Genomic DNA, 25599 nt, shown 5'->3' with positions numbered 1-25599 from the left:
AAATAGTCGTTCCCAAAACCTGTTATTCACTAACAGGTTTTGGTTCCGCTTCCGACGTGTCAGCTTCATCGGAAGCGGTTACTTCTTCGGCTGGCTCAGCAGTTGGCGCATCATCAGACTTAGGAGCATTTCCTTTAGGGTCTGTCCAACCTTCTGGAGCAGACGGCTTTTTGCCATCCATAATCTCTTTGATTTGCTTAGCGTCAATGGTTTCATATTGCATCAAGGCTTCTGCCATAACATCCAGCTTGGAGCGATTGTCTTCCAGAATGCGGGTCGCGGTATCGTAGCAACGAGTAATAATGTCTTGAACCTCTGTATCAATAACTTTACCCGTTTCAGGTGAGAAGTAATTTGACTTACTACCCGTTGGACCTGAAATAAAGCTACCAGAGTTATCGTCTTCTTCGTAGGCAAAAGGACCTAGTTTTTCAGATAACCCCCATTTAGTTACCATGTTGCGTGCAATACTTGTGGCGCGCTCAATATCGTTCGATGCCCCCGTAGAAACACCATCAAAGCCGTGGATCATTTCCTCAGCAATACGACCACCGTAAAGACTACAAACCTGACTTTCAAGACCACGCTTACTCACGCTGTATTTATCTTCTTCAGGCAAGTACATGGTGACTCCCAAGGCACGGCCACGAGGAATAATGGACACCTTGTAAACCGGATCATGCTCAGGCATCAAATAACCAATAATGGTATGACCCGCTTCATGATAGGCGGTATTAAGCTTTTCTTCTTCACTCATTACCATGGTCTTACGCTCAGCTCCCATAAGGATTTTATCCTTAGCAAGCTCAAGCATTTCCATATTCACTAAACGACGGTTAGAGCGTGCTGCAAACAACGCCGCCTCGTTGACTAGGTTTGCCAACTCAGCACCAGAAAAACCGGGTGTACCACGAGCAATGTTTTTTGGTTCAACGTCATCATCACAAGGCACTTTACGCAAATGCACCTTAAGAATTTGCTCACGACCACGAATGTCTGGCAAACCAACTTGTACTTGACGGTCAAAACGGCCAGGACGTAACAACGCTGGGTCTAGCACGTCTGGACGGTTAGTCGCAGCAATAACGATAATACCCTCATTACCTTCAAAACCATCCATTTCAACCAATAGTTGGTTCAAGGTTTGCTCACGTTCGTCGTTTCCGCCACCCATACCTGAGCCACGGTTACGACCTACCGCGTCAATCTCATCAATAAAAATGATGCAAGGTGCGTGTTTCTTAGCTTGTTCAAACATGTCGCGGACACGAGAGGCCCCCACACCCACAAACATTTCAACGAAATCAGAACCTGAGATAGTAAAGAAAGGCACTTTTGCTTCGCCGGCAATGGCCTTAGCCAAAAGGGTTTTACCTGTACCTGGAGGCCCACACATTAAAATACCGCGTGGAATCTTACCGCCTAGACGTTGGAACTTACTTGGCTCACGTAGGAAATCAACCAGTTCTTCGGTGTCTTCTTTGGCTTCATCACAGCCAGCCACATCAGCAAAAGTTGTTTTAATCTGGTCTTCAGGTAACAAACGAGCCTTGGATTTACCAAAAGACATGGGGCCGCCTTTACCACCGCCACCACCTTGCATTTGGCGCATGAAGAACATAAAAATTGCTAGAATCAATAAAATAGGGAAACTAGCCACTAACAACTGAGTCCAGATACTTTGCTGTTCTGGCATACGACCTTCAACAACTACGTTGTTATTTAATAGATCGTCCATAATTTTTGGGTCAGCCGCAGCAGGACGAACCGTGTCAAATGTGTCTCCATTTGTACGACTTCCGCTGATGGTATACCCATCTACCACGACTTTGGCGATACGGCCGTCTTGTACTTCTTTAACAAAATCAGAATAGGTAATTCTGTTTGTGTCCGGAGTTGTATTGAAGTTGTTAAAAACAGTCAGCAGCACAGCGGCAATAACTAACCACAACAGTATATTTTTTAGCATGTCGTTCAAGAGCGCACCTCTTAACGGTTGTATTTAATGTTACTGGCATTGTACCAGAACACCGACCATTAACCTTTAAATTGTCTTCCTAATAAATACACTTCACGACTTCTTGCTCGTGAAGCATCTGGTTTACGTGTTACCACAGAGCCAAACTGGGCTCGCATGGCTTTAAGATACTCGTCAAAGCCTTCCCCTTGAAACACCTTAACCAGAAAGTTGCCTCCTGGACGCAACACTTGGGCTGCCATATCCAAAGCCAACTCCACCAGATACATAGCTTGCGGCTGATCCACAGAACTATTACCACTCATATTGGGGGCCATATCTGAAATTACAAGATCCGCCTTTTCATTACCTATTTCAGCAAGAATATTCTCGTATACGTCTTGCTCAGTAAAATCACCTTTCACAAAGCGCACACCTGGCAGCGGGGCCATTTCCAAAATATCTGAAGCGACTATCGTACCATGATCTCCCACCAGCTTGGCAGCTACTTGAGACCATCCACCTGGCGCCGCACCCAAATCAACCACACGCATTTTAGGACGAAAGAGCTTGTCCTTTTCATTCATTTCTAAAAGCTTGTAGCTGGCCCTAGAGCGATAACCATCTTGCTGGGACTTTTTGACATATTGATCGTCAAAATGTTCCTTCATCCAATTATTACTACTTTTTGATCTTGCCACGTTTTCATCATACCTAAATCAATCAATATTCCGCTATAATATCGCTTAACCTCTTCAGCCTCCAATAAAGAGGACCAACTAATATGAGAAATTTATACTATGAGCATAACAAACGCCCAAAAAAAGCAATATCGCCTAATTGGACACTCACTTAACCCTGTTGTGATGGTAGCAGGCAATGGCCTAACGGAATCCGTACTGACAGAAATCGACCGTGCACTGGAAGATCACGAGTTGATTAAAGTTCGCATTAGCATTGCAGATCGTGATACACGCAGCGCCTTGATCGCTGAAATTAGCAAGATCATGAAATGCGACGTTGTTCAAACCATTGGTAAAGTAGCGCTTTTTTATCGCGCGGCATTAGAAGCCAACCCTAAACTATCGAACCTGCTTCGTTAACTCCTTCCAATTGATTGCTTGCTATACTGTATAGCAAGCAATCAATTAAACCTTTTTGCTTAACTGCCGATATATCTTGCACAAGTTATAGGAGTGGTTAGATGCTTTTTATTGATGCCCTGAATCGCCTTGGGCCACAAACAACAGAGAAAAAACCGACTGAAAGCGGAAGGAAGCGTGCCGTCATTAGTAATCGTGACTCGGTTGATTTGAGCATGGAAGGACATCAGGTTAAAGAAGTACACCTTGATAGCAAAGAAAAGACCCCTTTAAACGCCCAAGAAAGCGTATTTGCCAATCTTATTGAGCATATTCTTAACCACGTTCTCACCAGCGATCTCTCTATATTGTCACCAGACGAACTGGGCCTAAACGACAAAAACTGGCAAGTGTATTTACAAGTACCACCTAGGCAAGCATCTACAAACAGACGGAATCAATATCAGGCCCCTAAGCCTGTCAAAGTCCAGCCAAGCAAACAGATTATTTTTCATATTCCTGTTAAACCGAGCTACGGCACGCCTGTCAACATGACAGTATTGGTGTCAGCCCCTATTGGCTCACCCGACACCCCCGATTTATTCAAACGCTTTCCTAAAGAAAACACTCTTACAATACTCACTACTCCCTACCCACCTGAATTTCTTCAGCAGCAAAACACGCACCATCATATTGTGCTAGATCAAGACGGTGAAAGCGATCAGCTGTCCCCTGTCTATGCTTTTGCCAACCAACAAAGACTACTGGAAAATCACAACCTAAATAGTGCCACCTTTGGCATGCGCGTATGGCGCAACAAAGACAATCAACTCACTCCTGTTGTGCTTGGGGACAGCAAAATTGGCTTGCTTTATACAGGAAACTACCACCTTTTAGACAGTAAAGCGGTGAGTGAAGAAGATAGGGCAGGTAAAACGCACAACCTTTATGAGAAGGCCTAAACAAAAAAACCTTGAGTACAAGGTACTCAAGGTTTTATTAAAGATCTAGCAGAGTTTATATGCTAAAGCTTGCTCCGCAACCGCAAGTTGAAGTGGCATTGGGGTTTTTGACCGTAAAACGCGACCCTTCTAAATTCTCCACGTAATCGACCTCTGAACCTACCAAATACTGAAAACTCAATGGGTCAACAACCAGCTTCACCCCATCTCGCATTACTTCAGTATCGTCTTCTTGATGCTCTTCATCAAAAGCAAAACCATATTGAAAGCCAGAACAACCGCCGCCTGTGACGTAAACACGCAACATTAAACGCTCGTTCTCTTCTTCGGCAATCAAGGTTTTTAACTTTTCGGCGGCAGACTCCGTAAAATCAATGGGATCAACTGCTTCCACCATGTTATTTCCTATCTTCAATTAACTATTTACCGAATTATCCTCTTAACCTAGTAATTTAGTCAAGTATTGATCAATGTTCTCTTGTCGCTCTAAAGCTAACATCCGGAAAACGCTCTTGAGCCAGGCTCAAATTGACCATAGTTGGCGCAATATAAGATAAGTTATCGCCACCATCTAACGCTAAGTTAGCTTGGTTTTTGCGTTTGAACTCTTCAAGCTTTTTACCATCATCACATTCAACCCAACGGGCAGTTGCAACATTAACCGCCTCGTAAATAGCCTCAACGTTGTATTCTGCTTTCAAACGCGCCACAACCACATCGAACTGTAGAACACCTACCGCCCCAACAATTAAGTCGTTGTTTTGCACAGGACGAAACACCTGCACCGCCCCTTCTTCAGAAAGCTGCACCAAACCTTTTAATAACTGCTTCTGCTTAAGAGGGTCTTTCAAACGGATACGACGGAATAATTCAGGCGCAAAATTAGGAATGCCAGAGAACTTTAAGCTCTCCCCTTGAGTAAAGGTATCTCCTATTTGAATGGTACCGTGATTGTGTAAGCCGATAATGTCGCCAGCGAAGGCTTCATCTGCACGAGCACGATCCCCTGCCATAAAGGTAACCGCATCGGAAATACTGATATTTTTCCCCAAACGCACATGATTCATTTTCATGCCTTGTTTATAAGAACCGGACACAATACGCATAAAGGCAATACGGTCACGGTGCTTAGGGTCCATATTGGCTTGGATTTTAAACACAAAACCGGAGAATTTTTCTTCGCGGGAGGCTACTTCGCGATCTGTCGTTTGACGTGCTAACGGCGCTGGCGCCCACTCTGTTAGACCGTCAAGCATATGGTCCACCCCAAAGTTACCCAAGGCAGTACCAAAGAATACTGGCGTCAGTTCACCTTCTAGGAATAATTCCTGATCAAACTCATTAGAAGCCCCCATCACAAGCTCAAGCTCATCACGCAAGATACTCGCCAACTCCTCACCCACCGCTTCATCAAGTTCAGGGTTATCCAGTCCTTTAACAACACGCAATTCTTGGATGGTATGACCTTGCCCAGTAGAGTACAAAATCGTTTCGTCACGATGAATATGGTACACCCCTTTAAACTCTTTACCACAGCCAATCGGCCAGGTAATAGGTGCACACATGATGTTCAACTCATTTTCAACTTCATCAAGCAATTCCATTGGGTCACGAATATCACGGTCTAGCTTATTCATGAAGGTTACAATTGGCGTGTCACGCAGACGAGTCACTTCCATCAGCTTGCGCGTTCTATCCTCAACCCCTTTTGCGGCATCAATAACCATCAAACAAGAGTCTACCGCTGTCAGCGTACGATAAGTATCTTCAGAGAAATCCTCATGCCCTGGAGTATCCAACAGGTTTACTAAGCAATCATTAAATGGAAACTGCATCACAGAGGTGGTAATGGAAATACCACGCTCTTTCTCCATATCCATCCAGTCTGACTTTGCATGCTGTTTAGAGCCACGCCCTTTAACCGTCCCCGCTTGTTGTATAGCACGTCCGAACAGCAAAACCTTTTCGGTGATGGTCGTTTTACCAGCATCAGGGTGAGAGATAATAGCAAAGGTCCTTCGCTTATTGATTTCATTGAGAAATTCTTGGTTCATTATTTCGATTTCCAATTTTATGTACTCAAGTATGTACACAATTTTAATTCATACAAAGCTGGCATAGCTTTGTTTTTAATCATTCGGGGGATTCTATCAAAACAGCACTATTTTCGCTCATGTTAATGACGTATGTTTTCTACCTTATTTTTCCAAACTAAAAACAGACTAAAACCCTAACTGATCAACGACCAACCGTGCTCTTAACTGTAATTATGCCTCTAGAGTAGAGTTTCATTATGCAACTAAAGAAGCTCAACTTCCCTCATTACCCCAGACTCTCGAACAAAGTCGTCATCATGACTCACCAATACAAAGCCCCTTTTATACTCTGACAAAGCTTCTGCAAGAAGCTCTTTAGACTCTAAGTCCAAGTGATTATCCGGTTCATCTAATAGCAAAAATGGGAGGTTTTCTTGATTGCTGACAATCAGCATAGAAAGCTTCATTTTTTCACCACCACTGAGACTATTTCCAAACTCAAAAACCTTATCCCCTACAAAGCCAATACTCGCTAACAAGGTTCGAGCCGTTTGCTCTTGCATTCCTGAGCAAGCAAACATTATGTTTTCTAATACGCTCACACCTCTATCAATATGGCTAGCAAACTGATCTAAATAAAACACTTCTGTATTTATATAGAGTTCTCCCGTTTCAAGCGGGTATTTGCCTGCCAGCAATTTTAATAAAGTACTTTTACCACTTGCATTAGGGCCTTTTAGATGAACTTTATCACGAGCAAAAACTTGCATATTAACTGGCACAGTCGACCCATAAGGTAAGACACCGTGTTGCAACGAAACAACCCTATTGGCTCTTACCTTTTCACTTTTTAAGGTCACTTTTTGGCTTACCAGCATTTCTTTTTGTTGGCTAAGGGTGTTCATTTTGGCTTGCAGTTGACTTATCTGACGCTGCTCACTCTTCGCCATACTGGATAAACTCGCTGTCGCCTTGTCTTTTTTCTTATCTAGTAACACCTTAGGTTGGCTACCTGTTTTACGCTGTTTTTTACCTTGAGCCGTTCTCTGCTGAGCTTTTTCTTTATTGCGCTGGTTTTGTAATTTCAATTTGCGTTGCTCTTTGTACAAAGCTCCTATCTTTCTATCAATTGCGGCAAACCTCTCATGCTGAGCATTAACATAACAATCGTAAGTACCCTGAAACACTTCCAACCCTAACTGACTCAAAGTCCAGAATTGCTCACACTCTCGTAGCAATAATCGATCATGGGTAATTAATAGCACTCCGCCTTTAAACCCTGTTATACGCTCTATTAACCAACGCTTTGCATCAAGGTCAAGATGATTTGAGGGTTCATCAAGCACCAACAAACCCGCGCCGCTATTAAACACATTCCACAATCTAAGCTTTGCTTTTTGACCACCACTCAACAAAGCACAGGGAAAATCAAGCTGTGAAGGCAAACCTATTTCAGCCAATTGCATACTCAGCTGATAAGGCAAATCCCATTCATCCCCAATAAGATCAAACCACTTGGAATCACAGTCCCCTGAAGCTATTTTTTCAATTGCCTTCAACACGTCAGCTTTACCTAAATATTGAGCGATGGTTGTCCCCTCCCCCCAGTCAGCAAACGGCTCTTGACGAAAAATTGCAACCGAAGATGGCAAAATAACCTTGCCTTCTAGGGGGAGACTTTCACCACTCAAATAAGACGCAAAAATCGACTTACCTGAGCCATTGCGCCCCATAAGCGCAGTGCACCGATGAGTCATCACGCAGGATAAATCTTGGAAAAGTAACTCACCATTAGAAAACTGATGAGTGAGCTTATTAACTTGAAAAAAGGGCATGAAACACCTCCTGTTTTACAGGAGAAGAGTCGCTATCGTAAGCCCATTAAAGGCCATAATTGAAGTAGATAGAAAAACAAACGACGCACCTCTCCTGATAGTCCAAAAAAAGAAATATGGATACAGGATTAATGATTCACGGCTGCAAACTACCTTTATGAAGAGGTTATTGAAGTTTCGTTAGTATAGCGAACAGAAAGAAAGAGAGCTAGCCGCCATTAAGCGTGTTATTGATAAACACATTTTTATTAATAAGAAGATTGAAACTGAATATACGGTATTTGGGAAAATATTAAGGCCAAGCAATCAGTTCCTGACCTTAATTAACCTATAGTTAAGAGCGTCGACACGCCGCTGCAGTAAACAACACATCTGTAGAGCTATTGAGCGCCGTTTCAGCCGAGTCTTGTAATACACCGATAATAAAGCCGACTGCAACCACTTGCATGGCAACTTCATTTGGAATGTTAAAGAGGCTACATGCAAGAGGGATCAATAGCAAAGAGCCGCCCGCAACACCAGAGCTTCCACAAGCTGAAACAGCAGCAAGAAGACTTAATAAAATGGCAGTACCAAAGTCCACGGAAATCCCCAAGGTGTGAACCGCCGCTAGTGTTAACACGGTAATGGTAATCGCTGCACCTGCCATATTAACTGTAGCGCCTAGCGGTATAGAAACCGAATACGTATCTTCATCCAGCTCTAGTCTCTCACAAAGCGCCATGTTGACAGGAATGTTTGCAGCTGAACTACGGGTGAAAAAGGCGGTAATACCACTTTCTCGCAAGCATTTAAACACCAATGGATAAGGGTTCTGGCGAGTTGCAATTAATACCAGTACTGGATTAGTTACTAAAGCAATAAACAACATAGCACCAATAAGCACCATCAATAAACGAGAATAGCCTAACAATGCATCAAAACCAGTGGTTGCAATTGTGTTGGCCACCAAGCCAAAGATACCAAATGGCGCGAGTCGGATCACAAAACCCACTACTCGAGTAACTGCGTCGGCGATATTTTGTAGAGTAGCTTTGGTACTATCCGAAGCATAACGAAGGCCAATACCGAAACCTACAGCCCAGGTAAGAATGCCAATGTAATTACCATTTACTAATGCATTAACTGGATTATCCACCATATTAAACAATAGGGTGCGCAACACTTCTCCTACTCCTTTGGGAGCCGCCTGGCTGATGTCTGTGGTGACTAAATTTAAGCTTGTAGGAAAAGCAAAACTAAAAACAACCGCAGTCAAAGCCGCGATGAGAGTGCCCACAAAATACAATACCAATACAGGCTTCATGTGAGCTTGTTGGCCTTGCCTATGATTGGCAATAGCCGCCATAACAAGCACAAATACTAAGATGGGCGCGATGGCTTTCAACGCTTTTACAAAAAAGTCCCCAAGCAAACTAGCCGATTGAGCAGAGGAAGGAGAAATCATAGCAAGCGCGATACCACACAAAATACCAATCACTATTTGCAGCACTAAGCTGCCCTTTAAAAAACGCTGAAATAGCGAAGAAGTCATACTTGAATTCATGAATAAAGTCCGTTGTTATTTTTTGAAGCGGGCACCATATAGCATTCGCTCTCACAAATGAACCATTTCCTTCAAGATAGGACAAAATTACAAAGATAAATAGCGCTTTTATATAAAAAAAAGAAAATATCTATCATTAAATAGCCATATTTTCATTTTTTATTGCAATACTACAAATCAAATTTTGGGCTAAAAAAATCTAAAAATACCGCGATTCTAGAAGAGACTGCGGAGTGACGATAATACACCGCGTTAACGGGCTCTCTAACATTAGGGCTTTTCACCTGACCAGTCAGCACTTCCACCAATGCTCCTTTTTTCAAGTCTCGCTTAATCATGAAGTGAGACAGTAAAGCAATGCCATTGCCCTGCAAAGCCAATTGACGAATCGATTCCCCATCGCTCGCACATAAAGTAGGCACTATTGGTACATGACTGATAAGCGGGCCAGTTATTTAACTTTGCGGAATCTGCAAAACCGATTATTTGATGTTTCGCAAGGTCTGTAACGTTCAATGGTTTACCAAACCTATCAAAGTAACTAGGGCTACCAACAATATGTAATTTACTGAATCCAATACGACGAGCATGTAGATTAGAGTCGGCTAACTGACCAATTCTTATTGCTACATCTGTTTTCTTTTCAATAAGGTCAATAATATTTTCACTAGAAATGAGCTCTAGCTGAATATCTGGATAAGCCGCTTGAAAAGCCGCAATATGGGGAATAATTTGATGATATAAAAAAGGGCTAACAGCATCGACTCTCAGCTTCCCACGAGGTGTCCCTTTTAGATTGTTTAAGAGCACGCAGCAAGGTATCTAAGCCTTGCCGGGTAAATCGAAGAAAAACATGCCCTTCCTCTGTTAACTCCACGCGTCGTGTATTACGATTAAACAAGGTCACGTCTAACTCTTTTTCTAAACGAGCAATCGACCGATTCGTTGCTTTTACTTACTTGGCTCCAATTTTACAAGAGGTTTCTGGCTTCACTTCCAACGCAATTAGCTTGGTAATGTTGGTTTATGGCGTATCAGTCGCAACTGGCAACATCTGGGGTGGGAAATTAGCGAATAAGCTTGGTCCCATAAAGGCTCTCAACATCATTTTTTCTGTACTCGCTTTAATACTTGTCTTGTTCACTTTTACCGCGAGCAACCCCTATACCGCTGTCATTACTGTTCTTATTTGGGGGGCGTTTGCGTTTGGGAACGTACCGGGGTTTCAGGTATATGTCGTACAGTTAGCTAAGAAATACACTCCCAATGCAGTAGACGTTGCTTCAGGATTAAATATTGCGGCTTTCAATATAGGAATTGCCTGTGGTTCGCTACTTGGTGGTACCGTAGTTGAAAAAATGTCACTGACAGATACTCCTTGGGTCGGTGCTGTCATTATTCTCTTGGCAATTATGCTAACCAAACTCTCTGGCACTCTAGACAACCGCGCTCGACATATTGCTAACCAACAAGGCAGTCAAACCTTTTAATCTACTAAGCATTCCGGCTCAGTCTGCGAAGGATAGCTGGCTGAGCTCCCTCCCTTCTAATTCACTCCCGACTTATTAAACCAGTAGTGAAAAATTGACTTACCATTTACATATTGGCCTGACCTATTATATATTAAAACAAAAATGGTTAACCAATAGGTCTATAAATGCGTCTTAAAAATGCTAAAAAAGAACAAGAAATAGTAGAAACACAGTACCCCAGAGAAAGTCTCCAGACCAAAATAGTTCACTTAGGATTTGGGGCTTTCCATAGAGCACACCAGGGTGTGTATACTGATTTGGCCAACCAAGAAAGTCAGTCAGATTGGGGAATCTACGGCATTAATTTATTCCGTAAAGGCCCACTAAGTGAAGAGTTTGCCGCACAAAATAATCTCATGTCATTGATAGAGAGAAGCCAACAAGGTAGCACTAATAGAGTAATACGCTGCTTTACTGGAGCCATGAATATCAGTGATCAGGGAATCAAAGCGGCATTAGCAAAGCTTTGTGAACCACAAGTGGCTATTGTTTCCTTAACCATTACTGAAAAAGGCTATTGTTTATCACCTAACGGCCAACTAAATCTTGAAAATGATCTTATCAAGGCAGATCTAAAGCACCCTCGAGAGCCTATCTCGGCAATTGGTATTATATGTGAAGCCTTACGGATACGAAAAGTTCAAGGGTTATCTCCTTTTAGTGTTTTGTCTTGTGACAATATCCCAGAAAACGGAGTCAAAACTAAATCGGCGCTCATTCAGTTTGCAAATCAGCTCGATGCTGAGCTTGCGCACTGGGTTGAAAGCCAAGTTAGCTTCCCTAGCACTATGGTCGACCGCATCGTCCCCGCTATGGACGAGCAAAGTTTCCAGTCCATCGCGGACACTTTTGGCAAGAAAGACCCATTTGGCCTAATAAGTGAATCATTTAAACAATGGGTCATTGAAGACCAATTCTGTGCTGGACGACCGGCTTGGGAATTGGCAGGAGCCAGTTTAGTCAAAGACGTGGTCCCTTATGAAGAAATGAAATTACGCATGCTAAATGGCTCTCACTCCTTTTTAGCCTACGTAGGCTCTTTATGTGGACATGAGTACATTTATCAGTGCATGCAAGACTCCGAGCTTAAAGCAATCACATTCCAGCTAATGACTCAAGAACAAGCTTCGTCTCTAGACCCACAGCTGGATGTGGACTTACAAATTTATGCAAAGTCTTTAATAGAGCGCTTTAGCAACCCTCACATCTTGCATAAAACATCGCAAATCGCGATGGACGGCTCACAAAAGCTACCACCAAGAGTCATCGACACCATTTTGTCATTAGAAAGCTCTCCAAATAACACCTTTGTACCTCGCAAACTGCTCTTTTTGCTCGCCGCTTGGATGCATTTTATTCAGGGTAAAAACTCTGAGAGCTTTGTCTTGGAAGATCCAGAGGACGTAACGCTTAACACTTTAATAGCGCAAAACGAAGCAGATATATGCTCGTCATTGTTGTCTTTTTCGGCTGTTTTTCGCGACCAATTTTTAATCAAGAGCGACCTAATCAGTCTGCTTAAAGATTATTACCAAACTATTGAACAACAAGGCATTCGCTACGCCTTAACCCGCCTGAATCACGAAGAGGAGGCAAAATGAAATCTTTAATTTGTAACAAACCCTATGAAATTCAGTACATAGAGACCCCTAAGCCAAGCATTGAAGCAGACGAAGTACTGCTAAAAATTAAGGCCGTGGGAATCTGTGGTACCGATATTCATGCCTATACAGGCAACCAACCCTTCTTTTCTTACCCTAGAATCCTAGGTCATGAAATCTGCGGACAAGTTGAAGAAGTGGGGAGTGCCTGCCCTAGCTCTCTGGCAGGTGAATTTGTCGTGGTCATTCCGGCACTTGCTTGTGGAGAATGTGCAGCATGTAAAGAAGGTAAAACAAACTGCTGCGACACTATTTCTCTGTATGGGGTTCATCAAGATGGTGGTTTTCAAGACTATTTAGCAGTTAAAGCCAGCAACGTGATACCTGTACCAGCTTCCATCGATCCCGCTGCGGCTTCTTTAGTGGAGTGCTTTGCTATTGGTGCCCATGCGAACCGACGTGCTCAATCTAAGGCATTAGAGAACATTCTCGTGGTAGGAGCAGGTCCCATTGGGTTAGGTACTGCCGCGGTGGCTTTGTCTAACCAAGCAAATGTTGTTCTCGCTGATGTGAGTGCTGAAAGACGCGCTCACGCGGAATCGGCACTGGGTATCCGCACTCTTAATCCATTAGACGAGGATTACATAGAACAACTTAGCCAAGCTTTCAATGGCAACCTTGCCTGTACTGTGATGGATGCTACTGGCAACAAGGCTTCTATGAGCAACAGTGTGAATCTAATTCGTCATGGGGGCAAAATCGTCTTCATTGGCTTATACATTGGCGATTTACAACTAGACGACCCCACTTTCCATAAGAAAGAAACCACCTTAATTGCAAGTCGCAATGCCACAAAAGAAGACTTCAACACTGTCATTAATTTATTTGAAAACCAATCCATTAGCGAAAAAATTATGGTCAACCAGGAGTTTCAATTTGACCAAATAGGCTTAGATTACGAAAGCAATGTGGTACTGAATAAAGACTTAGTAAAAGGCGTTATTCGCTTCGATTAATGAATATAAGGTAGTAAAAAATGACAGTTAGAATAGCCATAACAGAGCTGCATCAGCTGGCTTATAACAAATTATTGCAAGCGGGTTACCCTGCTGACGTTGCAGATCAGGTTGCAGATGTACTGATTCATGCCGACTCACGAGGCGTCCACTCTCATGGTGTCATTCGTGTTGAGCATTATTGCCAAAGATTGGCTCAAGGGGGCATGAAAGCCGATGCCGTTTTCTCTTTTGAACGTATTGCACCTTCTGTCGCCATACTCGATAGTGATGACGGTATGGGACATAGCGCAATGATTGCTGCGACAAAAGAGGCTATAAACTTAGCACAAGAAAATGCCATAGGTTTTGTGAGCGTAAAAAACACGTCCCATTGCGGAGCGTTATCTTACTTTGCCCAGATGGCAGCAGAACAGGGGCTAATTTCCATTTCGATGACGCAAACGGATACCTGTGTTGCGCCCTATGGCGGGGCCGAAAAATTTTGGGGGACAAACCCCATTGCTTTTGGCTTTCCTGTTCAAGATGGGGCCCCTATTATTATTGATATGGCCACCAGCGCCACCGCTTTTGGCAAGCTTTTACACGCCAAAGAAACCGGTAACTCAATTGACCTGGGGCTTGCTATCGACGAAGACGGACATGAAACCACAGATCCATTTAAAGCATCTACCCTATTGCCATTTGGCAAACATAAAGGGTCTGGTATTGCCCTTGCAATCGATGCGTTAACCGGCATGCTAGTGGGAGCGAACTTTAGCAATCACATTGTACGTATGTACGACGATTACGACAAAATGCGCAAGTTGGCGAGCCTTATGATTGTCATTGACCCAAGTAAATTTGGTGGGCACAGCTTCGCAGGCATGATGGCACAAATGGTCACTGAATTACATCAGGTCAAACCCGCCCCCGGTTTTGATAAGGTCCAAGCACCGAATGAACCACAGCTGGCTTATCTTGCTGACTGCCAGTCTAATGGAGTTCCTGTCACTGAATCAATCTATCAATACCTTACTAGTAACTAAGTGGTGAATACGATGAAACACTACGAAATGTATGTTAACGGCCAGTGGATTAAATCGGCTTGTGGACAAACAGACACAGTTATCAATCCTACCACAGAGCAAGTAATCGCCAGCATTCAACGCGGTGACCAACAAGATGTGGAACATATTATGTCTTGCGCTAAAGCTGCACAAGTAGCATGGAGAAGGCGCCCTAGCAGAGAAAGAGCTGACATTATGAGGCGCTTCGCAAGCTTGATTAGAGAGCGTAAAGAAAACCTCGCGAAACTGCTCGTGGCCGAACAGGGCAAGTTACTCAAAGTCGCCATGGGCGAAGTCGAAGCCACATCGAGCTTTATTGAATATGCTTGTGATTGGGCACGACAAATGGACGGCGATATTGTTAAATCTGATAATCCAAACGAACACATATGGATTCATAAAGTCCCCAAAGGCGTGATTGTGGCAATTACCGCTTGGAACTTCCCATTAGCTTTAGCAGCACGAAAAATTGGTCCGGCCCTAATTGCCGGCAACACCATTGTTGTTAAACCGACGAGTGAGACGCCTCTGGCCACATTAGAACTAGGTTACTTAGCAGAAGAAGCAGGTATTCCTCCTGGCGTGTTAAATATCGTCACCGGTGGTGGAAGAACACTAGGCGATGCCTTAACGCGTCACCCGGACACTAAGATGATCACCATGACAGGAAGCACCCCCGCAGGTCAAGCCATAGTAAAAGCGTCTGCTGATAACTTGGCTCATGTTCAATTAGAACTGGGTGGTAAAGCGCCTTTTATCGTGCTTCCTGATGCGGATTTAGATAACGCGGTTGAAGCAGCTCTACATTCTCGTTTTGATAATTGTGGTCAAGTGTGTACTTGTAATGAACGCATGTATTTGCACGAATCCATTTATGATGAGTTTATGGTTCGCTTTATTGATAAGGTCAAACAGCTGAAAGTTGGTGATCCAATGCTTGCAGACACTGACCTAGGTCCCAAAATTAATCAAAAAGAAGTGGCTGCAATGGAGCACTTGGTTGCTCAAAGCCTAGAAGAAGGAGCGACCCTCGCTTATGGCGGCTCGCGACTTACTCAAGGCGAGTTTGCAAAGGGCTTTTGGTTTCAGCCCACAGTCCTAACCGATGTGAAACAAAACATGACCATAGTTCATGAAGAGTCATTTGGACCAATATTACCTGTCATTAAGTTTGGTTCTCTTGAAGAGGTCATCGCATATGCTAATGACAGTGAATATGGCCTTGCAGCAATGGTTTGCACTAAAGACATGGCAACTATTTTACGCCTGGTAGACGAGCTGGAAGCTGGTGAGGTTTATATAAACCGAGGGCATGGTGAGCAGCATCAAGGGTTCCACAACGGCTATAAACTGAGTGGTACAGGAGGTGAAGACGGCAAATACGGCTTCGAGCAGTACTTGGAGAAGAAAACCTTCTATGTAAACTTTGACCAATAGTCTTTTTATCAATCAACAAAAATCCCCTGCTGTGAAACAGCAGGGGATTTTTACGTTAAACCATTGCTTTGATCTTGCTACCCAAGGGTATCCGCTAAAATAAAATCGGCACAACGAGCTCCTAACATCATAGCAACGGCATTAGTGTTACCCGCGTTAATATCTGGCACAGCTGACATATCACAGACTCGCAGGCCCTTTATTCCTTTTACCCGCAAATATTTATCTAACACAGCCATTGGGTCATTATCAGCCCCCATACGACAAGTGCCTGCAGGGTGATAGTTGGTTTTTACGGTTTTCTGGCAATGCTCTCGCAAAGCGTGATCGGACAAATCGTTAACATTGGGCAACATGACCTGTTTTATCGCATTTGCTAGGGGCGGTGTCTTGAAGGTTTCTATAAAGAAACGCTGTCCTGCCATCATGCTTTGCATATCATGTTCGTCTTTTAACAGATTAGGGCAAACTAAAGGTGCTTGGTAGGGGTCTTTAGATGCCAACCTTACATATCCCCTTGATTTTGGCTTGACCACCACTGTTGTTATCGTCATGCCATACTCATTTCCTACTAGATCAAGAACGTCTCTATCTAGATACACCATGGGAACACAAAACGCTTGGATCGTCGGATTATCACTTTTTGATTCTGGATTCACAAAAGCACCAGCTTCAACCCCTGCTGAGGTTACAGGACCTGTACCAAAGAGCTTAAATTGCAGACCATTCCTTAACATACGCCAACCCTCACCTTGCTTATAATAGCCAAAGCCGGTCTTCGCTGTCGCTATGATAGGCACTTCAGGGTGATCAATAAGGTTCTCCCCTACGCCCGGTAAATCCTGATGACAGTGGATATCGTGTTGGGCAAGTTGCTTAGCATCACCTATTCCAGACAACATAAGAAGTTTAGGGGTAATGAGGGCGCCAGCCGCTAAGATTACTTCGCCTTTAAGCTGATCTATGAGCTTGGCTTCTACTTCTGCACCAGAATCATTTTGATAGCGAACACCAATGGCTCTACCCCCTTCTAGTAAAACTTTAAGCACTTTATGCTCTAGCTTTATATCAAGGTTATCAGGCACTACACTAGGGTCTAAATAAGCGTACGCAGTACTACTACGACGCCCATTTCGATTGGTAAACTGATAAAAGCCAACACCTACTTGCTTGGCACCATTAAAATCATCATTGAAAGGAACGCCCTGGGCCTGCACGCTACGCACAAAGTCCCGTGAAGAATCATCAATATGTTTCGGGTCTGAAACCGCAACAGGTCCTTCTACCCCGTGCCACTCGTTATTTAACCTATGATTGGATTCAGCTCCTTTAAAATAAGGCAGTACATCTTGCCATCGCCAACCAGAATGACCTCCTAAGGCCTCATCCCAAGCGTTATAGTCATCGGGTCTTCCTCGCATATACACCTGAGCGTTAACTGATGACCCTCCCCCAAGGACATTGCCCTGAGGAATATCATGAACTCGGCCTCCTAGGTGCGTTTGAGGTACGGTATGATGATAGTGCATGTATTTACTACCATTAATCATTTTAAAGATACCGGCTGGCATATCCAACAATGGATGTTTATGGCTATGCCCACCTTCGAGTAGCAAAACCTTGTGCTGACTGTGCCTTGCTAAAGTGGCCGCTGCGACCGCTCCAGCTGAGCCACCTCCTACCACAATATACTGATATTTAGTCACATGAGCCTCCTGAAGAGCTATCTACTGATGAATGGATTAGCCCTGCTTGCGGTTAATAATTCTGGCTTGAATAACCACCACGAGCAGCAAGAAACCACCACGAATAACCGACTGCCAATAGGCACTAAAACTGATAGTTCCTAAGCCATTCTCGAAATTCAAAATATTGAAAATAAGCCCTAACAAAATAGCCCCTAGGAGGGTCGATGTTATAGACCCAAGCCCCCCTGTTAATAAGGTTCCGCCAACGACTACTGCAGCAATCGCAGACAGTTCCCAACCAAGCCCTTCCAATGGTTGCCCAGCTCCAAATCCTGACGCCAGCATAACGCCAGCCAAACCAGCCAAGGCACCACTTAAGATGTACACGCCAAACAAGGTACGATCGACTTCTAACCCCATCAGCTTTGAAGCCTCTTCATTTCCACCGATAGCTAAAACATGACGGCCAAATGCAAACTTTTCTAGCAGAAACCAGCAAATGGCAAAAGCAATGAGCATGGTAACAACAGGCCAAGGTAAGAAATCGAACATCTTCCCTAAACCAAATTGAGTGAAATTACTGTCCCAAGAAACTTGTACCGATTGGTTCTCCGAGATCACTAGCGCCATACCACGAGCACCTAGCATCATGGCGAGCGTTGCTATGAAAGGCACAATCTTCAGTTTAGTGATCACAAAAGCATTAATCCCACCGGTTATCACGCCTACTAGGATTCCGGCGGGTAACGCCACCTCTATCCCTAGATGGCTCACCTTAGCAACCATGACACTAGATAAAGCAACCACCGATCCAACAGAAAGGTCGATTCCCCCTGTCATAATGACAAAACACATGCCCAAACCGATCAAGATGAACATGGAGTTATAGGATAAGAATGTCATGATGTTGTATTCGCTTAAAAACGCGTCATAACGCATACTCGCGAAGAAAATAATCACAACAAGAGCAACTAGCACCCCTTCGGCTTGACGGGAGTCCTGAGCTTTTTTCTTCATTCCTGGCAATGAGGACATCATAGTTAGTATGTTCATGCTTTCGCCCCCCTAACCTGTTGCAGATAAACAGCGACAATAATGATCACCGCTTTTGCCACCATAGCAACGGCATCATGCACGCCATTTGCAAGCAAGGTATAGCCAACTAGTTGAACGATTGCAGCTCCTAGTACTGCTCCTAATATCGGTGCTTTGCCGCCAGTTAATAATACTCCGCCAACAATGGCAGCTGAAATCGCATCCAGCTCCATTAGTTGCCCAGTTTGGTTTGCGTCAGACGCTGAGTTAATCGCCGTTGTGATTAAACCTGCTATGCCTGCTAACAAACCACACATCATGTAGGTAACCAGTTTAACTTTTTTTGCTGGGACGCCTGCTAATTCAGCCGCTTTCTCATTGCCACCTACTGCCAATAAGTAACGCCCATAAATTGAGTGCTTCAACACCCAAGCGATCGATAAAGCCAACACCAGTGTAATAATGGCTTGCACTGGTATACCTAATATACGCCCTGTTCCAATAAACTCGAAACTTGGGTTATCGAAGGTTTGCAGCTCGCCATTCGTTAAGACCTGGGCAATTCCTCGCCCGGAGATGAAGAGAATGAGGGTAGCAATAATGGGCTGAATTTTATAAAAACTGATTAAAAGTCCGTTAAATAAGCCAGCTAATCCAGCCACCAATATAGCCACAAGAATAGCTAAGGTGAGCCCTAACGTGGGGGATTGAGCAGCAAAGTCAGACAAGAAAATTAACGGGGCAATGGTTCCCGACAGTGCCATGAGTGCGCCTACCGATAAGTCAATGCCTCCAGATGCAATCACCAACGTCATTCCAATGGCAACAATCGCCACGGTAGCCACCTGAGTTAGGTTTACATACAGAGTTTGAATTTGTAGAAAGTTCGGGGTAATGACAATATTGACCAATAACAATAAAAAGAACGCCCACAATGCGCCATTATTTTGTATTTGCTTTACCAACCGCTTGGAAGGAGAAGCCGCCCCATTAATTTTGTCTTCTAAAACAGAAGTGTTCATCTGGAAGTCTCCATGTTGTGTTCATGAAGCCATTATTATTGTGCAATGGCTTTCATTATGGCGTTTTCAGTTAGTTGTTCATGTGCGAGTTCAGCCACACTACGACCATCTTGCAGTACCACTACCCGATCAGCACCTTCAACAAGCTCTTCAAATTCTGAAGAGATCATGAGTACGGTCAAACCGTCGTCTGCTAGCGTACGAATCAAGGATTGGATTTCGCCCTTTGCTCCCACATCAATTCCGCGGGTCGGCTCGTCTAAAATGAGGATATCTGGGTTGGTCACTAACCAACGAGCCAGCAACACCTTCTGCTGATTACCACCCGATAATTGCGAGATAGGCTGTTCCATAGAGGCCGTTTTAATACCAAGCCTGAGGATAAAATCTTCCACCAGCTGTTTTTCGCGAGCTTTGTCTACGAGACCAAATTTTGAAATTCTTGGCAGTAACACCAGAGTGAGGTTTTCGCGAACAGAGAGCTGAGGGATGATGCCATCTTCTTTACGATCTTCTGAGCAGAACCCTAGCCCTGCGGATATGGCTTTACTAGGATGATTGAAGTCTACAGATTGACCAGATAAGGAAATCTGACCGCTTTTTAAATCATGGTCCAGACCAAATATGGCCCGAGCAACCTCTGATCGACCAGAACCAAGCAGCCCTGCTAAGCCTAGAATCTCCGATTTATGCAAATCAAAGGAAGCACTCTTTAAGCCATTCGCGCCTTTTAAGTTTTCGATTGATAACAACACTTCTTCAGTTGCCGAAGCGGAAGAAGCAAACCCTGTAGTACCACCTTTTGCTATTTCCTCTGGGTCTTTACCCAGCATGGCAGCCACCATGTCGAGTTTTGTCATTTGGTCTATCGTCTTACGGTCGACGGTTTGTCCATCTCGCATTACGGTAATTTGATCGCAAATTTGAAACAGTTCTTCTAAATGATGGCTAACATACAGAATGGCCACACCCGCACTCTGTAGCTCCTTAATCACTTTAAACAGAACGTCTTTTTCTTTGTCATCTAAAGAAGATGTCGGCTCATCCATAATGACGACCTTGGCGTCCAAGGAGACCGCCCTTGCAATAGCGACCAACTGTTGGATGGCAATATTGAATGTACTTAATGGCTGGGTAACTTCAATGTCGAGCCCAAAACGCGCCAAAGTGGCTCGGGCATGAGCATGGGCTTTATTCCAATCAACCATGCCTAAGCGCTTAGGCTCGTGCCCTAAGCAAATATTCTCTGTGACAGAGCGATAAGAAACTAGGTTAACTTCTTGAAAAATGGTACTGATACCAGCCATTTGAGCATGATGAGGAGACTGGTATGACACCTTTTCTCCCATAAAAAAGATTTCTCCTTCATCCAGCTTATGGGCACCGTTTAACACTTTTATTAGGGTAGATTTACCTGCTCCATTCTGCCCTATAATGGCGTGCACTTGCCCAGCTTTAATGTCTAAATTGGCGTTTTTTAATGCGGGCACACCAGCAAAACTTTTACAGATACCTGCCATTCGCAACACGACATCACCGGTTTCATTCGCCCCTGTTGGCTCTATACTACTCATCCTAACCTCACTTATTTAAATCAACATGAAGAGAGGCTTGCGCCTCCCTTCTTCCTTGCTAAAGCTAGGTTAGTAGGCTTCGTGAATGAATTTAGCCGCATTGTCTATGGTGAAAACACGGTCTTTCACTCGTACCCAATGCTCGATAGTTTCACCGTTGGCATAACGTTTCATGGTTTCGCAAGCTAAAGGCCCAAAGAAAGGACTAGACTCAACGGTTACTCCCATTTTGCCATCGATAATAGCTTGTAGTGCATCTCGCGTTCCGTCCACAGATACGATCAGTACATCTTTACCTGGCACTTTTCCTGCCGCTTCCAAAGCTTGAATTGCACCAATGGCCATTTCGTCATTATGGGCATAAATTACATCTGCATTAGGGTAAGTCTGTAACAAAGTCTCCGTCACTTTACGGCCTTTATCACGTGCAAAGTCGCCAGACTGAGAAGCTAGAATTTTCATATTAGGATGCTTTGCAATTTCGTCGTCAAAACCTTTACGACGATCGTTAGCTGGCGATGACCCTGTCGTACCCTCTAACTCCAAGATCATGCCTTTACCGCCCGTTTTTTCAATGAGCCACTTAGCAGCAATTTGCCCTTGCTCAATGAAGTTTGACCCTAAAAAAGTGACATAATCGCGTCCTGGTTTTGCAACCTTAGCGTCAACACTACGGTCCACTAGGAAAACAGGAATCCCTTGTGCTTTTGCCCTTAACACGGCAGGTAATAAAGGGCGCTCTTCTCGTGGTGGCAGGAAGATCACATCGACACCTTGCGCGATCATTGAATCAACATCTGAAACTTGCTTAGCAGCAGAACCGGCAGCATCTGTATACACAAGATCCCAATTACAAGTTTTTGCCGTATCTTTAAAACTTTTTGTTTCTGCAATTCGCCAAGGGTTGTTACTTTCCGTTTGAGCAAACCCGACTTTATAACGGTCTTTTTTCTCTAGTGGTGGTAAATCTGCTAACGCCGCAGTTGAAGCAATACCTATTAGAGCCGATACCAATGTTTTCTTTAAGTTCATTTTTAACATCTCCAGATTTATTTTTATTGTGTATTCAATGTTTCTTCATCGCGCTATGATTGAGAGTGTGACACCTCCATTTAAACCGATTTAAATTTTAAACGCAGCTAATTTAGCCCAATCAAATTCAACCCCTATACCGATAGCGTCGGGGGCTACAGCCATTCCGTCTTCAATCACTAATGGGTGCATTGTATATTGGTCAATAGGGAAGCTATGAACTTCGACCCAACCCGCATTTGGCTGAGCAGACACCAAACTCACATGCAGCTCTTGCATGCCATGAGAACAAGCTGGTATTGCATATTGATCTGCTAACTGTGCCGCGGCAAGCCAACCGGTTACGCCCCCACAATTTGACGCGTCAGGTTGAATATAAGAAAGCTTAGCTTGCTCAAACGCATAGCCAAATTCATGAATAGTATGTAGATTTTCTCCCATCGCTAAAGGCAAGCTACAAGCGTCTGCTATCTTTGCAAAGCCTTTATAGTTGTCTGGAAGGGTTGGCTCTTCGAACCAAAAAATATTATAAGGCGAAAATGCATTAGCGGCAGCAATGGCTTCATCAACTGTCATTGAGTAATTCGCATCCACCATGAAAGTGACATTTGGGCCAATTAGCTCCCTAACGGCTTTTACCCTAGCCACATCTTCAGCAAGCGTTGGGCTACCAACCTTAATCTTCACGGCTTGAAAGCCTTCATCTAGGTAGCTCTGGATATTCTCCAGCAGCTTAGGTAAAGGAAAGTTCAGATCAATACCACCTCGATAAGCTTTGGCTTTAGGAGTGGTACCACCAAGCACTTGGTATAACGGCTTATCCAAAAAGCGACATCGAATATCCCACAGTGCAATATCAATAGCAGACATAGCAAAAGAGACAATTCCTCCGCGGCCTACATAGTGCACCTGATATTCCATTGCAGTATATATGGCATCAATATCCTCGCCATCGGCACCAATCAGCATGGGTGTTAGATCATGTTCAATGAGAGCTCGAATGGCTCGCCCGCCCTTTCCACCCGTATAGGTATAACCCGTGCCTTGCAGGCCATTAGCAAGGGTAATTGTGACTGTGAGTAATTCAAAGTGAGTATGCTCTCCGTGCATTGCATCGGATAACACTTCCGCTAAGGGCACAGCAAATAACTGTACGTCCACGGATTTAATCATAGAGTCCTTCACCACTACTCTCCAAAATGAATATTATTGTTTTTTTAAATCGGTTTAAATTTATAGCTCAAGGATAATATAGGTGCAAGAACTTTTTTAAATCGATTTAAATTTTATAAAAAATATTCAACCAATAAGTTAGCGATGCAAATAGGCGCCACAGGAACGACGAACGAGCAACTCAGAAGTAAATACTTTACGTTGTGGAGGCATGGTAGGGTCTGCCAGTCTTCTGAACAAGAAGTCTGCTGCCGTTTCCCCAATAAGAGATTTTTGAACATTAATGGTCGTCAGCTGTGAGTAATGGCGACTGCTTTCTGAAATACCATCACACCCTACAACGGCAATATCCTTGCCAGGCTCAAGACCTCTCTGAATGAGGCCAGACATCACTCCTAAAGCAATGAGATCAGAAAAACCCACTATTGCTGTAATCGGAACAGGCGAAGATAACACCGAATCAAGCATATCCTCAGCAGCTTCTGAGCTGTTTTCGCAGTCAAACAATCTCGCCTGATCCACTTCTAGCCCATTGTCTATTAATGCTTTTGTATAGCCATATCGACGGTCATAGGCAGGCTTTGCATCAAGCCCACCGCCAATAAATGCTATTTGTTTATGGCCTAAATCAATTAAATGCTGAGTTGCCATCATCATAGATTGAACTTCGTCATTGCCCACGAAATCCATGTTCGCACCAGCGATGTCTCTCGTCACTAACACCGTTGGTAAGCCACGAGTAATAATAGGTTCAAGATCTTCAATCTTAGTACCGACAACTGGGCACAATAGTAGTCCATCTGAGTTGTGCTCTACCAAGGCGCTCATAAACCGTTCCTGTAATGCTAAAGATTCATGGCTATTGCACAGCAAAGACATTTTGCCCTGTTCGGCAATGGTTTTTTCTACACTAGCACACACTTGTGTAAAGTAGGGGTTGGTAAAGTCATGCACGGCTAGCCCTACCATACCGCTTTTACCTGTAATTAAACTGGCTGCTCGACGATTGTAAACATAACCTACTTCTTTAATTTTAGCTTGCACTTGTAAACGGGTTTTTTCGGCGACGAGCGGACTGTTATTGATAGACAAGGAGACCGTTGCAGTAGATACACCTAGTTCTTTTGCGATGTCTTTTAAAGTTAGGTTTTTTTTGGACGCCATTGGTTCTTCCATTAGTCGACTATTGGAGCCTCTCTAAACTAGAGAAATATTGAGTTATCATTACCCTTCGTCGTTCATGGTAGGAACGGCGTTAGCTGCAAACAAAAAGCCTTCAAAATCAGGCTCCTCTACATTTGCCAATTTAAATAATTCTTTCTTGGCGTTCTCAATGTGCTGCCAAACCGCTTGCTTGGTTTCTTGAGGAGAACGTTTTTGCAGGGCTATGAGAATATTCCTATGATCCGATAACCACAAGGATTGTAGGCGTTTTTCGTGAAAATACTGCTTATTAAGCGCGTCCCATAAGGGGTTTTCTGTGCGCACACTTTCCCACATTGATTGAGCCATCTGGATCATCATGTTGTTTTGAGTGGCGTCTGCTATCACCATATGAAAATTCTGATCTAGCTCATTAAAGCGCTTACTATCGCCATTAATTTCTTCTTCTTGCGCTTTTAGCAAAGCCCGCATTTCACGTACATGAGCCGCGCTTATTTGAGTCGCGGCAAAAGAAGCAATATTTGTTTCGAGTAATTGCCTTGCTTGCAATAGTTCAAATGGTCCAATACTACTTTCTGCTTCACCAACTAATGAATCTCTATCTGGAGAATCGGTGAAAAAAATACCCGCCCCTTGTTTGACTTTAACCAACCCTTGTAATTCGAGCATTACGATGGCTTCACGAATGGTTGCTCGGCTCGCGCCATAGCGCTCGCTAAGTTCTCGTTCTGAGGGCAATCGACCACCAACAGGTAATTCTCCTGATAATAAGGTATTACGGATTTGTCTTCCTACTTGCTGGTAACGTCGGTCATTGGTGGGCATAAAATAATACTTAACAAAAATAAAAAGTAATTT

24 protein-coding genes are annotated in these 25599 nt (G+C 43.8%); 7 read left to right on the top strand and 17 right to left on the bottom strand.

Annotation, left to right across the window (positions count from 1 at the left end):
* Positions 1–22: 22 nt before the first annotated feature.
* Positions 23–1969: an ATP-dependent zinc metalloprotease FtsH gene (ftsH, locus tag ACYVGZ_RS06120; protein WP_460753735.1), complete on the bottom strand. Its 1947-nt coding sequence runs from the start codon at positions 1967–1969 to the stop codon at positions 23–25.
* A gap of 68 nt (positions 1970–2037) precedes the next feature.
* Positions 2038–2658: a 23S rRNA (uridine(2552)-2'-O)-methyltransferase RlmE gene (rlmE, locus tag ACYVGZ_RS06115; RefSeq protein ID WP_460752680.1), complete on the bottom strand. Its 621-nt coding sequence runs from the start codon at positions 2656–2658 to the stop codon at positions 2038–2040.
* A gap of 99 nt (positions 2659–2757) precedes the next feature.
* On the opposite strand from rlmE, the gene ACYVGZ_RS06110 reads away from it, so the two are divergent.
* Positions 2758–3060 carry a YhbY family RNA-binding protein gene (locus ACYVGZ_RS06110; protein ID WP_460752677.1) on the top strand — a complete coding sequence of 101 codons (303 nt, stop codon included), beginning with the start codon at positions 2758–2760 and terminating at the stop codon, positions 3058–3060.
* 101 nt (positions 3061–3161) lie between these two features.
* A complete protein-coding gene (locus tag ACYVGZ_RS06105; protein ID WP_460752674.1) occupies positions 3162–4001 on the top strand; it encodes a hypothetical protein in 840 nt (279 codons plus the stop codon).
* A gap of 55 nt (positions 4002–4056) precedes the next feature.
* On the opposite strand, the gene erpA is transcribed toward ACYVGZ_RS06105, so the two are convergent.
* The 7 genes from erpA to ACYVGZ_RS06070 all read right to left on the bottom strand — a co-directional run bounded on the left by erpA (position 4057) and on the right by ACYVGZ_RS06070 (position 10325).
* Positions 4057–4398, bottom strand: a complete 342-nt coding sequence (erpA, locus tag ACYVGZ_RS06100; protein WP_460752671.1) for an iron-sulfur cluster insertion protein ErpA — start codon at positions 4396–4398, stop codon at positions 4057–4059.
* Between the two features lie 70 nt (positions 4399–4468).
* Positions 4469–6058, bottom strand: a complete 1590-nt coding sequence (gene prfC / locus ACYVGZ_RS06095; RefSeq protein WP_460753732.1) for a peptide chain release factor 3 — start codon at positions 6056–6058, stop codon at positions 4469–4471.
* A gap of 242 nt (positions 6059–6300) precedes the next feature.
* Positions 6301–7872, bottom strand: a complete 1572-nt coding sequence (locus ACYVGZ_RS06090; protein WP_460752668.1) for an ATP-binding cassette domain-containing protein — start codon at positions 7870–7872, stop codon at positions 6301–6303.
* Positions 7873–8206: 334 nt separating this feature from the next.
* On the bottom strand, positions 8207–9406 hold the full coding sequence (gene sstT, locus ACYVGZ_RS06085; RefSeq protein ID WP_460752665.1) for a serine/threonine transporter SstT: 1200 nt from the start codon (positions 9404–9406) through the stop codon (positions 8207–8209).
* 182 nt (positions 9407–9588) lie between these two features.
* Entirely contained in the window at positions 9589–9840 is a 252-nt protein-coding gene (locus tag ACYVGZ_RS06080; RefSeq protein WP_460752661.1) for a LysR substrate-binding domain-containing protein, read from the bottom strand.
* Entirely contained in the window at positions 9749–10228 is a 480-nt protein-coding gene (locus ACYVGZ_RS06075; RefSeq protein WP_460752659.1) for a LysR substrate-binding domain-containing protein, read from the bottom strand. The genes ACYVGZ_RS06080 and ACYVGZ_RS06075 overlap by 92 nt, the downstream gene beginning before the upstream one ends.
* Positions 10170–10325, bottom strand: a complete 156-nt coding sequence (locus tag ACYVGZ_RS06070) for a hypothetical protein (protein ID WP_460752656.1) — start codon at positions 10323–10325, stop codon at positions 10170–10172. The genes ACYVGZ_RS06075 and ACYVGZ_RS06070 overlap by 59 nt, the downstream gene beginning before the upstream one ends.
* Before the next feature lie 25 nt (positions 10326–10350).
* Here ACYVGZ_RS06070 and ACYVGZ_RS06065 point away from each other — a divergent pair, with 25 nt between their 5' ends.
* The 5 genes from ACYVGZ_RS06065 to aldA all read left to right on the top strand — a co-directional run bounded on the left by ACYVGZ_RS06065 (position 10351) and on the right by aldA (position 16053).
* On the top strand, positions 10351–10908 hold the full coding sequence (locus ACYVGZ_RS06065) for an MFS transporter (RefSeq protein ID WP_460753730.1): 558 nt from the start codon (positions 10351–10353) through the stop codon (positions 10906–10908).
* Between the two features lie 167 nt (positions 10909–11075).
* Positions 11076–12551 carry a mannitol dehydrogenase family protein gene (locus ACYVGZ_RS06060; RefSeq protein ID WP_460752653.1) on the top strand — a complete coding sequence of 492 codons (1476 nt, stop codon included), beginning with the start codon at positions 11076–11078 and terminating at the stop codon, positions 12549–12551.
* Entirely contained in the window at positions 12548–13567 is a 1020-nt protein-coding gene (locus tag ACYVGZ_RS06055; RefSeq protein WP_460752651.1) for a zinc-binding alcohol dehydrogenase family protein, read from the top strand. Before ACYVGZ_RS06060 ends, ACYVGZ_RS06055 begins: the two co-directional genes overlap by 4 nt.
* A gap of 20 nt (positions 13568–13587) precedes the next feature.
* A complete protein-coding gene (locus ACYVGZ_RS06050; protein ID WP_460752648.1) occupies positions 13588–14595 on the top strand; it encodes an Ldh family oxidoreductase in 1008 nt (335 codons plus the stop codon).
* Between the two features lie 12 nt (positions 14596–14607).
* On the top strand, positions 14608–16053 hold the full coding sequence (gene aldA, locus ACYVGZ_RS06045) for an aldehyde dehydrogenase (protein ID WP_460752646.1): 1446 nt from the start codon (positions 14608–14610) through the stop codon (positions 16051–16053).
* Positions 16054–16130: 77 nt separating this feature from the next.
* Here aldA and ACYVGZ_RS06040 read toward each other — a convergent pair whose 3' ends face one another.
* The 8 genes from ACYVGZ_RS06040 to ACYVGZ_RS06005 form a co-directional block, all read right to left on the bottom strand.
* Entirely contained in the window at positions 16131–17759 is a 1629-nt protein-coding gene (locus tag ACYVGZ_RS06040; RefSeq protein ID WP_460752643.1) for a GMC family oxidoreductase, read from the bottom strand.
* A gap of 36 nt (positions 17760–17795) precedes the next feature.
* On the bottom strand, positions 17796–18794 hold the full coding sequence (locus ACYVGZ_RS06035; RefSeq protein ID WP_460752640.1) for an ABC transporter permease: 999 nt from the start codon (positions 18792–18794) through the stop codon (positions 17796–17798).
* The gene (locus tag ACYVGZ_RS06030) at positions 18791–19798 is read right to left on the bottom strand and encodes an ABC transporter permease (RefSeq protein ID WP_460752637.1); all 1008 of its coding nucleotides are present in this window, start codon (positions 19796–19798) and stop codon (positions 18791–18793) included. Before ACYVGZ_RS06030 ends, ACYVGZ_RS06035 begins: the two co-directional genes overlap by 4 nt.
* A gap of 35 nt (positions 19799–19833) precedes the next feature.
* On the bottom strand, positions 19834–21372 hold the full coding sequence (locus ACYVGZ_RS06025; protein ID WP_460752633.1) for a sugar ABC transporter ATP-binding protein: 1539 nt from the start codon (positions 21370–21372) through the stop codon (positions 19834–19836).
* 69 nt (positions 21373–21441) lie between these two features.
* Positions 21442–22404, bottom strand: coding sequence for an ABC transporter substrate-binding protein (locus tag ACYVGZ_RS06020; protein WP_460752630.1), 963 nt, complete (start codon positions 22402–22404; stop codon positions 21442–21444).
* Between the two features lie 90 nt (positions 22405–22494).
* Positions 22495–23577, bottom strand: coding sequence for a mandelate racemase/muconate lactonizing enzyme family protein (locus ACYVGZ_RS06015; protein ID WP_460752627.1), 1083 nt, complete (start codon positions 23575–23577; stop codon positions 22495–22497).
* 138 nt (positions 23578–23715) lie between these two features.
* Positions 23716–24741, bottom strand: coding sequence for a LacI family DNA-binding transcriptional regulator (locus ACYVGZ_RS06010; protein ID WP_460752624.1), 1026 nt, complete (start codon positions 24739–24741; stop codon positions 23716–23718).
* Between the two features lie 60 nt (positions 24742–24801).
* Positions 24802–25566, bottom strand: coding sequence for an FCD domain-containing protein (locus ACYVGZ_RS06005; RefSeq protein WP_460752621.1), 765 nt, complete (start codon positions 25564–25566; stop codon positions 24802–24804).
* Positions 25567–25599 lie beyond the last annotated feature (33 nt).

This window comes from Marinomonas epiphytica (assembly GCF_054780655.1).
The sequence above is the reverse complement of the archived record's forward strand: the minus strand, read 5'-3'. Positions and strand labels throughout refer to the sequence as shown.